The sequence below is a fragment of the Caballeronia sp. INDeC2 genome, from assembly GCF_023631325.1.
Taxonomy (GTDB): domain Bacteria; phylum Pseudomonadota; class Gammaproteobacteria; order Burkholderiales; family Burkholderiaceae; genus Caballeronia.
On sequence record NZ_JALQDG010000010.1, the window covers coordinates 81478 to 95203 of the forward strand.

At 61.4% G+C, this 13726-nt stretch carries 12 protein-coding genes and 1 tRNA gene; 5 read left to right on the forward strand and 8 right to left on the reverse strand.

All coding sequences use genetic code 11. The features are described 5' to 3' along the window. The first annotated feature begins 198 nt into the window (after positions 1-198). From NCS28_RS07990 to NCS28_RS08000, 3 genes are all read left to right on the forward strand, one after another. A complete protein-coding gene (locus NCS28_RS07990; RefSeq protein WP_250513318.1) occupies positions 199-1227 on the forward strand; it encodes a DUF1839 family protein in 1029 nt (342 codons plus the stop codon). A gap of 1000 nt (positions 1228-2227) precedes the next feature. Further along, the gene (locus tag NCS28_RS07995; protein WP_014191659.1) at positions 2228-2974 is read left to right on the forward strand and encodes a Crp/Fnr family transcriptional regulator; all 747 of its coding nucleotides are present in this window, start codon (positions 2228-2230) and stop codon (positions 2972-2974) included. 33 nt (positions 2975-3007) lie between these two features. After that, positions 3008-4426 carry an undecaprenyl-phosphate glucose phosphotransferase gene (locus tag NCS28_RS08000; RefSeq protein ID WP_250513391.1) on the forward strand — a complete coding sequence of 473 codons (1419 nt, stop codon included), beginning with the start codon at positions 3008-3010 and terminating at the stop codon, positions 4424-4426. A gap of 42 nt (positions 4427-4468) precedes the next feature. Here the strand turns inward: NCS28_RS08000 and rpiA are convergent, their stop codons facing one another. From rpiA to rnr, 6 genes are all read right to left on the reverse strand, one after another. Then, entirely contained in the window at positions 4469-5158 is a 690-nt protein-coding gene (gene rpiA, locus NCS28_RS08005) for a ribose-5-phosphate isomerase RpiA (protein ID WP_250513319.1), read from the reverse strand. Positions 5159-5223: 65 nt separating this feature from the next. Then, on the reverse strand, positions 5224-5619 hold the full coding sequence (locus NCS28_RS08010) for a SirB2 family protein (protein WP_250513320.1): 396 nt from the start codon (positions 5617-5619) through the stop codon (positions 5224-5226). Positions 5620-5632: 13 nt separating this feature from the next. Beyond that, on the reverse strand, positions 5633-6478 hold the full coding sequence (locus tag NCS28_RS08015) for an N-acetylmuramoyl-L-alanine amidase (RefSeq protein ID WP_250513321.1): 846 nt from the start codon (positions 6476-6478) through the stop codon (positions 5633-5635). A 5-nt stretch (positions 6479-6483) separates the two neighbouring features. Further along, entirely contained in the window at positions 6484-7383 is a 900-nt protein-coding gene (locus tag NCS28_RS08020) for an HNH endonuclease (RefSeq protein ID WP_250513322.1), read from the reverse strand. A gap of 25 nt (positions 7384-7408) precedes the next feature. Further along, a complete protein-coding gene (gene rlmB, locus NCS28_RS08025; protein ID WP_250513323.1) occupies positions 7409-8152 on the reverse strand; it encodes a 23S rRNA (guanosine(2251)-2'-O)-methyltransferase RlmB in 744 nt (247 codons plus the stop codon). A gap of 100 nt (positions 8153-8252) precedes the next feature. Next, entirely contained in the window at positions 8253-10787 is a 2535-nt protein-coding gene (gene rnr / locus NCS28_RS08030; RefSeq protein WP_502801168.1) for a ribonuclease R, read from the reverse strand. Between the two features lie 186 nt (positions 10788-10973). Between rnr and NCS28_RS08035 the strand changes: the two genes are divergently transcribed. Beyond that, positions 10974-11060 (forward strand) — tRNA-Leu (locus NCS28_RS08035). A 332-nt stretch (positions 11061-11392) separates the two neighbouring features. Then, positions 11393-12613 (forward strand): MFS transporter, encoded by a 1221-nt coding sequence (locus NCS28_RS08040; protein WP_250513325.1) that lies wholly within the window; start codon positions 11393-11395, stop codon positions 12611-12613. Between the two features lie 28 nt (positions 12614-12641). Here NCS28_RS08040 and NCS28_RS08045 read toward each other — a convergent pair whose 3' ends face one another. Then, on the reverse strand, positions 12642-12974 hold the full coding sequence (locus NCS28_RS08045; protein ID WP_250513326.1) for a helix-turn-helix domain-containing protein: 333 nt from the start codon (positions 12972-12974) through the stop codon (positions 12642-12644). Positions 12975-13197: 223 nt separating this feature from the next. Further along, entirely contained in the window at positions 13198-13656 is a 459-nt protein-coding gene (locus NCS28_RS08050; RefSeq protein WP_250513327.1) for a hypothetical protein, read from the reverse strand. Between the last annotated feature and the right edge of the window lie 70 nt (positions 13657-13726).

Genomic DNA, 13726 nt, shown 5'->3' on the forward strand with positions numbered 1-13726 from the left:
GACCACGCGACAGCCCTTCGATGGGGGCCGCCGCGCGCGTACGCATGACGTCGATAGCGCTCGCGTAATACGGCACCTTCATGGGAAAATCACAATGCATACCGCCATCGAACGCGACAGAGACGCACAACGAAAAGGACACTCGCTCGCACGCGCACGCGGTATCGAACGCCGGCCCTCCCGGCCCGAGGTTTCAGCATGAGCGCGTTCCATACGAGCGGTGTGACGGATTCAGGCGCAAGTCGTTCCCGCGTCGTGTCGCTCGATCCTTTGCGCATGCGCGCGCGGCGTCATCATGCGCATGCGCTGCATCGCGGCGAGCGCATCTGGCGCGAAGCTGTCGCGCCCGTCGATCTATGGATTGAAATCCTGCACGGCAATGGGCTCGAACCGCGCGCCGCGCTCGCGTTCACCGTCGCTCAGGACTTCGAAGCCGATCAGTTCACGCTCGGCAAACTGCCGCTCGACGACATCGAAAAGCTTTACGGCCTGCAAGTGCAAGAGCTTTCCGTGTTCGATTCGCTCGAAGAGCGCGCGCTCGTGCAGACGCGCCGCGCGAACATCGTGCTCGTCGAAGTGGATGCGTTCTTTCTGCCCGACATGCGCTCGGTTTCATATCACCGCGAGCACGCGAAGACGACCATCGGGATCGATGTGATCGATCCCGATGCGCGGCGTCTCGGCTACTTTCATCACACGGGTTATCACCTTCTCGACGGCGACGATTACGACGGCGTTTTATGTGCGCACGTCACGCCGCAGCCGGCGCTCTTTCCGCACGTCGAATTCGTCAAGCGTGTGCGGGATGCGGTGTCGGGCACGCCGCTCGCCGAAGTGTCGGCCGATGCGCTGTGCGCGCATCTGTTGCGCCGCCCGATGCATAACCCCATCACGCGTTGGCGCGCGGCTTTTCCCGAGCATGTCGATACGATGATCGCGCGCGGCGAATCGTATGCGCGTCTCTATGCGTTCAACGTGATGAGGCAGCTCGGCGCGAACTTCGAACTGCTCGCGCATTATCTGCAATGGATGCGCGAGCAAGGCTTCGATATTCCCGTTCAGACGCATGCGGGCGCGCGCAAGATCGCGAGCGAAACGATGGTCATGCAATGCCGCCTCGCGCGTGCGCTTTCGCGTGGGCGTCACGACTCTTGCGATGCATCGTTCGACGCCATCGAAGACGCGTATGAACGCGTCATTCCTCCTCTTGCGAATATCGTGTGCTGATCGATCAGCACCGAATACGCGTCGATTTGTATAAGCAAACGCGCGCCGGAAAAACATACTTGAGCCGCTGATTCAAGGGGTTTTTCATTCGCTTACGTTCGGTTATCACCATCGCGTGACCGCGTTATGTATTCGCTGCAATTGCGGCGACGGTCATTTCGCGCGCCTAAATCGGTTCCGCATGAAAATGTCCCCAATGAAACATTTCGGGGCACCTCGTTCAGTTCCGTACAGATGTATCCGAAAGCACTGGTCCGATGAAACACGCGCAAACGATTTACGGCGAACGGCCATTGCTCACTGTGTCGTACGGCTCGCTGCAAGCCTTCTGTGGGCTATTCCACGCCTGGATAAGCGCTTCTCGCGCGCCGAAGCGCGAGCGATAGCACGCCGAATTTCGATGCCGTGCGATCGGCGCAATGTTTCCGCTTCTCGCAACCTCTCACGGCAGACTTTTCCGCCTGCCCGCGAAGCCTTATGTGGAATGGCTTCGCGGGGAATCAAGCGCTAACGAAATTAACGCGCGTTCGATTGACCACGAAGCTCATGGAACACGGATGAATCATTTTTTATTGTCCCTACGAAAGCAGGTGTGCTGTCGAAGGGATGTCGACGTGTGAGGCCTGTCGCACGGTGGTCGATGAAGCCTGAACCGCCATTCGAGGGGATTGCGCTGATGAAACTCATGGTGCCCGCGCGCATTCCTAAGACCACCGATGTTCAAGACTGAAACAAAAATGCCGCGCTGCGCTGCATCACGAAAAGCGCATGCGTTGTGAGGCCCCGCCAGCATTGCGATTGCTCGGATTGGCACGGTCCTCGCTAATAGAAACGCGCAACCCGAATCAGCGCAAACAAGAAAATCAATTCACGCGTGAAACGGGCGGCTACGGGGCTGGTGGGATGCTTCATCGACGGTCGCGACGCGACAAATCGAAAACGCTCATGCCAGTAAATAAAAATTGAAGCGCAACGCGCGAGTCACGAGAGAGAACAAATCATGCTGACCCTCCAGTCCGACCTCCACGGCAATCATCTTCTGGGCGCACTTCCGGCGCACGAATGGCAGGCGCTCACACCGCATCTCGAACTCGTACAACTGCGCACCGAACAACTGCTCTGCGATTCGGGCCAACGCATTCATCACGTGTATTTTCCGACCACCGCAATCATCTCGCTCCTGCACACGATGGAAGACGGCGGCTCGGTCGAGATCGCCGCCGTGGGACGCGAAGGCATGACGGGCGTGCCCGTGCTGACCGGCGGCGAAACGATGCCGACGCGCGTGCAAGTGCAGTGCCCGGGCTTCGCCTATCGCATGAGCGCGCAAGCGCTGCGCGAGCAGTTCGGCCGCTCGGACTTCCTGCGCCGCCTCATGTTGCTCTACATGCAAGCGCTGCTTACGCAGGTCGCGCAGACGGCAGCGTGCAACCGGCATCACTCGTTGAACAAGCAACTTTGCCGCTGGCTGCTGATCGAAATCGATCGCACCGCGTCAAACGAGCTGCAAGTCACGCAGCAACTGATCGCCGACATGCTCGGTGTGCGCCGCGAAGGCGTGACCGAAGCGGCGGGCAAACTTCACGACGCGGGTCTCATTCATCACAGCCGCGGCTGCATCAAGGTCGTGGATCGCGAAGGACTCGAAGCCCGCGCCTGCGAGTGCTACGGGCTCGTCAAGCGCGAGTTCGACCGTCTGCTCCCGCGTCTTCGTGCAACCGAGGCGGCATCGGCCTCTAGCGTTTAACGGCTTGGATTAATGCAAGAAAAAAATCACGACTTGTTTGCATGGCTGGCACGTTGTCTGGATGTCCTTCTCATCATTGCGGGCGGATTGATCGCGCATGACGTACGCTTTTCCTCGCTCGATTTCAGCGATATCGAAAGGCTTCTGATCGCGTTCAACTCCGCGCTTGCGCTTCTGCTCTTCCCTGCGTTCGGCGTGTACGACACCTGGCGTGGCAAGCCGTTCGCCATGATGCTGGCGCGCGTCACGCTTGCGTGGATGGCGGTGGTCGCGGCGGGCCTGCTGCTCGCATTCACGCTGCATCGCATGGATGCCGTGTCTCGGCTATGGTTCGCTTATTCCACGCTCATTTCCGGCGCGCTCATCATCGCGGCGAAACTGCTGGCGTATTCGGCCTTGCGCCTGATGCGCGGACGAGGCCTGAACCAGCGCACCGTGGCGATCGTCGGCGCACAGGGGTTCTCGCGAACCTTGCTCGCCCATCTGGGCAGCACGCCCGAGCAAGGCTTCACGCCCGTGTGCGTGCTCGACACGACCGGCGACGCGGAACTCCAAGCGAGCGGCGGCGGCGTCAGCGCCCCGACGACGGCAATCGGCAACGGCGGCAATCGTTTGCCCGTGCTGACCGACTTCGACGATCTCGTCGACAAAGTGCGCGCCGAAGGCATCAACGAAGTGTGGCTCGCGCTGCCGCTATCGCAGGAGCACACGATCTACCGCCTCGTGCATGCGCTGCGGCACGACTTCGTGAATCTGCGGCTGATTCCCGACACGCGCAGCATCTCGCTCTTCAATCACTCGATGACCGATGTCGCCGGGCTCGCGACCATCAACCTGACGACGTCCCCGGTCGGCAGCTTGCAGATGTGGCCTAAGCTGCTCTTCGACCGCCTGTTCGCGGCGACCGCGCTGCTCGCGCTATCGCCGTTGCTGATCGCGATCGCGATCGCCGTGAAGACGACGTCGAAGGGTCCGGTGTTTTTCACGCAACATCGCAAAGGCGCGGACGGACGGCCGTTTCGCATCTACAAATTCCGTTCGATGGGCGTGCACCGGGAGAACACCGGCCACGTAACGCAGGCGACGCGCAACGATCCGCGCGTGACGAAGGTCGGCGCGTTTCTGCGGCGCACGAGTCTCGACGAATTGCCGCAATTCCTGAACGTGCTGTTCGGGCATATGTCGGTCGTGGGCCCGCGCCCGCATGCGCTAGAGCACGACGATCTCTACAAGGATCTCGTCTACGGCTATATGTTCCGCTATCGCATCAAGCCGGGCATCACGGGCTGGGCGCAGGTGAACGGCTATCGCGGCGCCACGGAAAAAGTGGAGAAGATGCAGAGCCGCGTAAAGTTCGACCTGTTCTACATCCACAACTGGTCGTTCTGGTTCGACATCAAGATCGTCGCGATGACTATGTTCAAGGGATTCATCGGACGCAACGCGTATTGATCGAAAGCCCGGTGACGCACTCGCATCGCCGGGCTTTGTTTTTTACTTGTAGTCGATCCGTTCTACGCCCTTTTCTGTGCCGAGCAAACAGATATTCGCGCCGCGCGCCGCGAACAACCCGACCGTGACGACGCCCGGCCACGCGTTGATCTGCGCTTCGAGCGCGCGCGGATCGGTGATGAAGAGACCCTTCACGTCGATGATTTCGTTGCCGTTGTCGGTGATGTAAGGCGAGCCGTCCTTCGTCACGCGCACGATCGGCACGCCGCCGAGCGCCGCGAGCTTGCGGCCGATCGCGGTGCGCGCCATCGGCACGACTTCGACGGGCAGCGGGAACGTGCCCATCACCGGCACGCGCTTGCTCGCATCGGCGATGCACACGAACACGTCCGCCACCGACGCGACGATTTTCTCGCGCGTGAGCGCGCCGCCGCCGCCTTTGATCATCGCGCCGCTCGCATCGATTTCGTCGGCGCCGTCGACGTAGATCGAGAGCGTCTCGATGTCGTTCAGATCGAAGACTTCGAAGCCGTGCGATTCGAGCCGCGCGGTGGTCGCGAGTGAACTCGACACCGCGCCGCGATAACGCACCTTGGACTTCGCGATGGCGTCGATGAAACAGTTCGCCGTCGATCCGGTGCCGACGCCGATGATCGCGCCTTCCGGCACGTTCGCATTCACGTAGTCGGCGGCGGCCTGGCCGACGAGTTGCTTGAGTTCGTCTTGAGTCATGGGAGCGGTGCTGCTTATCGGAGAAAATTGAGATTTTATCGGAGCGCGCGAGGCGCATCCGCCGATCATGCAATCCCGTGCAGGAAGCCGAGCGGATCGTGCGTGCGCGCGACCGACGCGATGAACGCGAACACGACGATCGCCAGCACGCCGAAAACGGTCCGCGCGCCCTTCGTGCGGCCGCGCTTCAGCGCGAACGTGCCGAGCACGATATAGACGACGAGGCCCGCGATTTTCGCGCCGAGCCACGCGGCGTTCGCGGAGAAGCCGATGATCGCGACCAGCCCGATGGCGCTCGCGAGCAACAGCGTATCGACGATATGCGGCAGGATTTTCGTCGTGCGCGCGGTCAGAAGCCGCGAATTCGTCAGCATCCAGATCCAGCGCAGCACGAAGCCGGCGATGGACAGCCCCGCGCAGGTCATGTGGACCGCGCGCAGCGGCAGAAAATAATCGCCCATCGTGCGCTCCTTTTCAGTTGGCGAAGTACTTGTCGAGCAAGGCCTGGGCGATGGCGTCGCTTTCGGCGTCCGCGTTGCCCGCGTAGTCCGACGGGCGGAAGTGCATCTGGAACGCGCTGAAGACGCGGCGCGTTTTGTCATCCAGCACGCCGTCGGTCGCGATGTCGTAACCGTAGCGCCTCAGCTTTTCCTGCAGCGCGCGCACGTCGCTCGAGGCTTTGGGATCGCGTCCGACGAGATGTGCGGCGACGGTCGCGTCGTCGGGCCATGCGCCCACGCCGGCATCGTACAGCGCGTGCCACGGGAAAAGCGGGCCCGGGTCGATCTTGCGTTGCGGCGCGATGTCGCTGTGGCCGACGACGCGCGTCGGCGGGATGTCGTAGCGCGCGACGATATCGCGCGAGAGTTTGATGAGGGCGTCGATTTGGGCGGGCGGATAGGGTTGCCATTTATTCTCGCCGCCTTCGCCGCTTTGTTCACCGATAGGCCCGAGGTTTACGTTCTCGATGCCGATCGAGGACGCGTTCAACTCCGTCGCGCCTTGCCATGAGCTCGTGCCCGCGTGCCAGGCGCGCTTGTTCTCGGGCACGAGTTGATAGATGACAGGCTCGCCGTTTTCGATGCGCGGAGCGTCCGGGACCACGTAGTGCACGCTGACCTGATCGCCGGTGAGCACCGCGAGCGATCCGGCCTCGTCGATCTCCGTGTAGTGCATCACGAGGAAACGGATGCGGGAGTCGGCGTTTTTGGCGTGGTGTCGCGTGTCGGCGATGTAGGTGCCGCGATCGATTTGGGTCGTGGTGCAGGCGGTGAGGATGCACACCGCTATCGATGCGGCCAGGCCGAGCGCTTTTCTCATGCCCATCACGATTGCTTTTCCCGGATCGATCGCACGTGCATCCAGTGAATCTGCAGCGCTTCGCGACTTGGTTGTTGCTCAGGACGCCTCGGCAAGCGGAGCGAACGTCCTTCGAGCGAAGCGTATTCGCTGTCTCGCAGTTCTGGAGCGACCGACACTTCGTGAGTCGCCGGATCGATCGTGATCAACATGCGGTCGTAGAGCGTGTGCAGGTCGGCGCGCAGCAGAAGTCCGTTTCGGACGTCGTTGGTGTCCGGGCCCATGTAGCCGCATATGTGTGCGGCTTCGAGAACGGCTTCGACCGCACAGTTCGTGAGGGCGCAACGACGCTCGTACGCGTTTAGCAGTTTTTTGCGGAAGGCGGGTTGGCCTTGACGCATGACGATCGCGGCGAATGTCTTCTTGCGCGCATCTTCGATATTCGAAGGATCGAACGCGCCGCTTGCTTCGACTTGCGCTTCAGCCTCGGATTCGGCCCTGAGTTCGACCTGGGCGAACGTCTCTCCTGCTCGCCGCAACGTGTAGCTCGCAGGCAACGAGCCTCGATGCGAGACGTATTCGAACGGACCTTCGTACTTGAATCCGGCGCCCGGGTGCTCATACTTTTTCGTGCGATAGAACAGCAAAAGTTCTAATCCACGCGCCCGATGTTCGACGATCAACGAGTCGGTACGACCAGCGTTCTGCCCCTGCCAGTGCAGGATGTCGCCTTCGAGCTTATCGACATACTGAACGCGGTCCGGCGTTTTCGTCTCCGTCACGAACAACAGGACCGAATCGAAACCCGCGGGACGGAATACGCCCGTATTGATCGTCGCGTCCTGAGTTTGGAGGACATCTTTTAGCTGCTCGCGCGTGTACACACTCTCGGCGACGAGCAGATCGCTAAGTCGATTCAACGCCATAAATGTTGTTCGATGCCGATTACGGTTACTTCTTCACCCCCCTCTGCCTAACCGCCTCGAACAAACAAACCCCGCTCGCCACCGACACATTCAAACTCTCGACCGTCCCCGCCATCGGGATATTCATCACCTCGTCGCACGTCTCGCGCGTGAGCCTGCGCATGCCCTCGCCTTCCGCGCCGACGACGATAGCCACCGGACCATCCAGCTTCGTCTCATAGAGAGAAGCCGTGGCCTCGCCTGCCGTTCCGATAACCCACACGCCCGCATCCTTGAGTTCGCGCAGCGCCCGCGCCAGATTCGTCACGGTGATATACGGCACGCTCTCCGCCGCCCCGCTCGCCACCTTCGCCGCCGTTGCATTCAACCCGGCGGAGCGATCGCGCGGCGCGATCACCGCATGCGCGCCGGCCGCATCCGCGACGCGCAGGCACGCGCCGAGGTTATGCGGATCGGTGACGCCGTCGAGCACCAGCAGTAACGGCGTGCCCGAGATGCCATCGAGCAGTTCGGCCAGGTTCTGCGCGAGCGGCAGATCGTTCGCGCGCGCGACGATGCCCTGATGCTGAATGTTCCCCGCGAGCCCCCACAGGCGCGATTCGTCCGCCGCGATCAGTCGCACACCCGCTTCCTTCGCGGTCCGCAGAAAGTCCTGCATGCGCCGATCCTTGCGAGTGGGGTCGTACAGCACCTCCTCGATCGAGGATGCATCCGCGCGCAATCGTGCGGTCACTGCGTGAAATCCGTATAGAACCTTGAGACGTGACATGACTGATTCGAACCTTTGAAATCTTGAAAAGCACGACGCGGTCCGATGCACGAAGCTTCGGACCGCGCGTATTCGATGGCGGCAGTGTTACCGTGCTGCCTTAACGCTTCTTGCGCGCCGGCCGCCCCTGCGGCGCCGACTTCGACGCCGCCCCGCGTTTCTTCGCCGCCCCGCCGCGCGGATTTGCCGATGGCGGCGGGCCCTTCTTCGTGCCGCCGCGGGCGCGCGTGTTCGGCGCGTCGTCGTCGCTGAACGCGCGGATACGCGGTCCCGCCGCGCCATTGCCGGCGCTCGCCGTATCGGCCGTACCCGTCGACGGACGCGGCGACGGCGGCTTCACCGGCGTATCGCGGACGAGCCGGAAATCGATCTTGCGCGCATCGAGATCGACGCGGCTCACCTGCACGCGCACGCGATCCGACATCCGGTAGCGGATGCCCGTACGCTCGCCGCGCAGTTCGTTCTTGATTTCGTCGTACTGGAAATAATCCGAGCCGAGCTCGGTCACGTGCACGAGACCTTCGATGAAAAGCGAATCCAGCTGCACGAAGATGCCGAACGACGTCACGCCGTTCACCATGCCGCCGTATTCCTCGCCGAGCTTGTCGCGCATGAAGTAGCACTTGAGCCACGCTTCGACGTCGCGCGAGGCTTCATCGGCGCGGCGTTCGTTCGACGAACAATGCAGGCCCAGCTCTTCCCAGATCGCGACGCTGTTGCGCGCGCGGCCCCGAGCGGTGTCGTCGGCTTTTTGCAGCTCGCGCGCGGCTTTGGTGAGGCCCGTACTCAGCGACACATCGTGACCGATGTCCGGCAGATACTTCTTGCCCTGCAGAATCGCGTAAATCGCGCGATGCGTGAGCAGGTCGGGATAGCGTCGAATCGGGCTCGTGAAGTGCGCGTACGCCTCGTACGCGAGTCCGAAATGGCCGATGTTGTCCGGGCTGTATACGGCTTGCTGCATCGAGCGCAGCACCATCGATTGCAGCATCTGCGCATCGGGCCGGTCGCGGATCTGCGCGATCAGCGCGGCGTAATCGCTCGCGTGCGGCTTCGCGCCGCCCGTGAGCGTCAGGCCGACGCCGCGCAGGAACGTGCGCAGATTCTCGAGCTTCTCTTCGGTCGGACCCGCATGCACGCGATACAGACCCGGATGCTTGTTGCGCTTCAAGAAGTCCGCCGCGCAGACGTTCGCGGCCAGCATGCATTCCTCGATCAGCCGATGCGCGTCGTTGCGATGACGCGGCACGATCTGCTCGATCTTGCCCTGCGAGTTCACGACGATATAAGTCTCGGTCGTATCGAAATCGATCGCACCGCGTTTCTGACGCGCGGCATGCAGCGACTTGTACACGCCGTAGAGGTCCTGCAACTGCGGCAGGATATCGGCGCGCTTCGCCGCTTCCGGGCCCTTCGTGTTGGTGAGCACGGCCGCGACTTCGGTGTACGTGAGACGCGCCGCCGAATGCATCACGCCCGGATAGAACTGATACGCCTTGATTTCGCCGCGCGCCGTGATGACCATGTCGCACACGAGCACGCAGCGGTCGACATCCGGATTCAGCGAACACAGACCGTTCGACAGCTTTTCCGGCAGCATCGGAATCACGCGGCGCGGAAAGTACACCGACGTGCTGCGATCGAGCGCATCGACATCGAGCGGCTCGCCGGGCCGCACATAATGCGACACGTCCGCGATCGCGACCAGCAGGCGAAAGCCTTGACCGCGTCCAACCGCGACCGGCTCGCAATAGACGGCGTCGTCGAAGTCGCGCGCATCCTCGCCGTCGATCGTGACGAGCGGCACGTCGCGCAGATCGACGCGATGGCGGATATCCACCGGACGCACTTCGTCGGGCAGCTTGGCGGCCGAGCTCAGCGCGGCGTCGCTGAACTCGTGCGGCACGCCGTATTTGCGCACCGCGATCTCGATCTCCATGCCGGGATCGTCGATATCGCCGATCACTTCGGCCACGCGCCCGAGCGGTTGCGAATGACGGCTCGGGAAATCCGTCAGATCGACGGACACCACCTGGCCGACCTTCGCCTTCTTCGGATTCTGCGTGATGAGGATGTCGTGACCGATGCGCTTGTCTTCCGGCACGAGAATGAGCGCGCCGTTCTCGTTGACGAGGCGGCCGATGATGCGTTTGTTGGCGCGATCCGTGACCTCGACGATATGCCCTTCCGGCCGCCCGCGCCGGTCATAACCGACGATGCGCGCGAGCACGCGATCGTTGTGCATGACCTTCTGCATTTCGCCGTTGGGCAGGAAGAGATCGTCTTGACCGTCGTCGCGGATCAGGAAGCCGAAGCCGTCGCGATGTCCCTGCACGCGCCCCGCCACGAAATTCGACGGATGCGTAAGTTGATAGTGACCGCGCTTGTCCAGGCGGATTTGCCCGTCGCGTTCCATTGCCGCCAGTCGCTTGAAAAATCCTTCGCGCTCCTGGCGCTTGATCGACAGCGCCTCGGCGATGTCGTTCGCGGCATGCGGTGTCTCGCTCGTGCGCAACACGCCGAGAATTTCTTCGCGGCTCGGAATCGGATACGGATATTTGCTCAAGGGCGTAGTCGTGATTTTTCTCGTTGGACGGGACTTTTGCGGTGCTTTGCAACCAAATAATGCGGACATCGTTGCGGGCCATTCTAACACCCGTCCTTTAAGCCCTATGGGGCTGCCAAGCCGATACGGCGCGGCTGGCGCGTCGTGACGCCTATCGCATCGAAATGCTTGACAGGCGTGTCTGGGGCGCTATAATTGCGTTCTCTGCTGCTGACGCAATAACGGATTGCAGCGAATTGCAGTAACACGCACCCTGCCCAGGTGGCGGAATTGGTAGACGCACTAGGTTCAGGTCCTAGCGGTGGCAACACCGTGGAGGTTCGAGTCCTCTCCTGGGCACCAAGGTCCCTCTTTCGCGAGACGCTTCTCTAAGCGCATCGCATGCAAAATCCCACGCATCGTCGTGGGATTTTTGTTTTTCGCCTTCATTTTCGATTCGATTATCTTTCATTTTTTATTCGATTATCTGCACGTCGAATTGGAAATGAATCCGATCCGTATTCTCCGGTTCAACTTTCCCACGCTCACTTAAGCAGCCGATTAATCCGCGGCGTACACTCGTGCGACCGGACCCGCGCACGCCCGCCCCGCGCGCGCCTGCGGCCGGTTCGGTAATTGCTGACTTGCCTGAGCAACGCTCGCCAGTCGATTAAACAAAATCGGAGATTCCGGCAATGAGTTGGACGCGCGAACAGAGAAACGTGACGATTGCCGCCTATCTGGGCTGGACACTCGACGCATTCGATTTCTTTCTGATGGTCTTCGTATTGAAGGATATCGCCGCCGAATTCAATACGAAAATCCCCGACGTCGCGTTCGCGATCACGCTCACGCTGGCGATGCGTCCGCTGGGCGCCCTGATCTTCGGCCGGCTCGCCGACAAATTCGGCCGCCGTCCCACGCTGATGATCAACATCGCGTGCTATTCGCTGCTCGAGCTGCTTTCCGGTCTTTCTCCGAATCTCACGACGCTGCTCATCCTGCGCGCACTTTTCGGCATCGCGATGGGCGGCGAATGGGGCGTCGGCTCGGCCCTGACGATGGAAACCGTGCCGACCGCGGCGCGCGGCGTCGTGTCGGGGCTTTTGCAGGCGGGCTATCCGAGCGGCTATCTGCTTGCGTCGATCGCGTTTGGCGTGGTGTATCCGCTCGTCGGGTGGCGCGGGATGTTCTTCATCGGCGTCGCACCCGCCCTGCTCGTGATGTACGTGCGCGCGCACGTGCCCGAATCGCCGGCGTGGCGCGCGATGGAAAAGCGCCCGCGCCCCGGCCTCATCGCCACGCTCAAACGGAACTGGACCCTCTCGGTCTACGCAATCGTGCTGATGACCGCGTTCAACTTCTTCTCGCACGGGACGCAGGATCTCTATCCCACCTTCTTGCGCGAGCAGCATCATTTCGATCCGCATACCGTGTCGCTCATCACGATCACGCTCAATATCGGCGCGATCGTCGGCGGGCTGTTCTTTGGGGCGCTGTCGGAGAGGATCGGCAGACGCGTGACGATTTTCATCGCTTCGTTGATCGCGTTGCCGGTGCTGTATCTGTGGGCGTTCTCGACGACGCCCGTCATGCTCGCGCTCGGCGCGTTCCTCATGCAGATCTCGGTGCAAGGCGCGTGGGGCGTGATTCCGGTCCATTTGAACGAAATCTCGCCCGATGAAATTCGCGCGACCTTCCCCGGCCTCGTATATCAACTCGGCAACTTGCTCGCGGCGGTGAACGCGACGATGCAGGCGTCGCTCGCTGCGTCGCACGGCAACAACTACGGCATGGCGATGGCGATCGTCGCGGGGGTCGTCGCCGTGGTGATCGCAGCGCTGATCTTCTTCAGTCACGAGCGAAGAGGCGTCGATATGACGCGTTCCGCGCAGGAAGCGGGCGCGACGGGATAGCCGTGCCCGATGGAAACTGCCGCCGCAATCAGTCACGCGGGGGTGCCGGAAAGGCCAGCATCCGCAGCAGGGAGTTCGTGTGCCGCGGGCGCAGCGCAACGACGCCTTGCAGTCCCTTTCGATACCGATAAACGGTCGCCGCCGACACGTCCAGGCCGCGCGGAACCGCTGCCACCGACGCGCCATTCTGCAACAGCGCCAGCGCCTGAAACTTGCGTTCGGGCTCGATCCGTCCGCCGGCGCGGTTCGGCGATACCTCGATCACGCGAATATCTTTGTGCACCTTCTCGAGCGCTGCCCCGTCCAGCAACCTGGAGCGATAAGCATAGCCGTCGTCCTCGTTGCCGAGCACGTAAGACATGTTGTCGTAGATGTAGCTTTGATCGATCCTCCACGTCCCGAAACAGCAAGTTGATTTTTAGCTCCACTGGGTAAACACATTTGTTTAGGAACACTTATTCTCCTGTTGCCCTTATTTCAGGGCAGGTGATTGCTGCCTACAGGAGCAGTTCTGTAGTTCGGTGATCGTCGCGAGCGGGTCCGACAACGCGCTCACGACATTTCCTACTGATCCCGGCTCCGCGCTAGCGAGCGGGGGATCGACATCCATCGCATGAGCCGTCATCCATGTCCATCGACGCGAGCAGACGAATCATTTCCAATCGGTTGTTTCGATCGATGATTCCGGACACGCAATGCCAGACGCCGAGCAACCAGTCCATCCTTGCTTCGGCCATTCCGAGTTCGCGCCTGATGGCCGACGCGGGCACATTGCGGTCCAGAAAAACCAGCGCCAGATACATCGCCAGTTGCGTCGGTTCGCCTCTGATATCTCGATACACGCCATATTTATTGCATTCGCTCGACTTCGATATGCTCATGACCGTCTCCAGCTCCAGCGGAACGTACACATAGCTCACTTTCCCGTCGGAACGGAGCAGCATGTAGAGCAGGTCGCCCGTGAGAAGAACCCAATCCGAAATATTGAGTTCTTCTGGTATGGCGCCTATGTTTAGCCTGACTAAGTGATCCCGCGTCTCCATATATGAATATGCTCCTGCGGCCACCATGCGCGTGGCAGGTGGTCACAACAAGAGCCCGGCGTTGTGACCT

Coding starts and splice junctions, on each gene's coding strand:
- NCS28_RS07990 (WP_250513318.1), top strand. CDS start 199: ATGAGCGCGTTCCATACGAGCGGTGTGACGGATTCAGGCGCAAGTCGT.
- NCS28_RS07995 (WP_014191659.1), top strand. CDS start 2,228: ATGCTGACCCTCCAGTCCGACCTCCACGGCAATCATCTTCTGGGCGCA.
- rpiA (WP_250513319.1), bottom strand. CDS start 5,158: ATGACTCAAGACGAACTCAAGCAACTCGTCGGCCAGGCCGCCGCCGAC.
- NCS28_RS08010 (WP_250513320.1), bottom strand. CDS start 5,619: ATGGGCGATTATTTTCTGCCGCTGCGCGCGGTCCACATGACCTGCGCG.
- NCS28_RS08015 (WP_250513321.1), bottom strand. CDS start 6,478: ATGAGAAAAGCGCTCGGCCTGGCCGCATCGATAGCGGTGTGCATCCTC.
- NCS28_RS08020 (WP_250513322.1), bottom strand. CDS start 7,383: ATGGCGTTGAATCGACTTAGCGATCTGCTCGTCGCCGAGAGTGTGTAC.
- rlmB (WP_250513323.1), bottom strand. CDS start 8,152: ATGTCACGTCTCAAGGTTCTATACGGATTTCACGCAGTGACCGCACGA.
- rnr (WP_502801168.1), bottom strand. CDS start 10,787: ATGTCCGCATTATTTGGTTGCAAAGCACCGCAAAAGTCCCGTCCAACG.
- NCS28_RS08040 (WP_250513325.1), top strand. CDS start 11,393: ATGAGTTGGACGCGCGAACAGAGAAACGTGACGATTGCCGCCTATCTG.
- NCS28_RS08045 (WP_250513326.1), bottom strand. CDS start 12,974: ATGTCTTACGTGCTCGGCAACGAGGACGACGGCTATGCTTATCGCTCC.
- NCS28_RS08050 (WP_250513327.1), bottom strand. CDS start 13,656: ATGGAGACGCGGGATCACTTAGTCAGGCTAAACATAGGCGCCATACCA.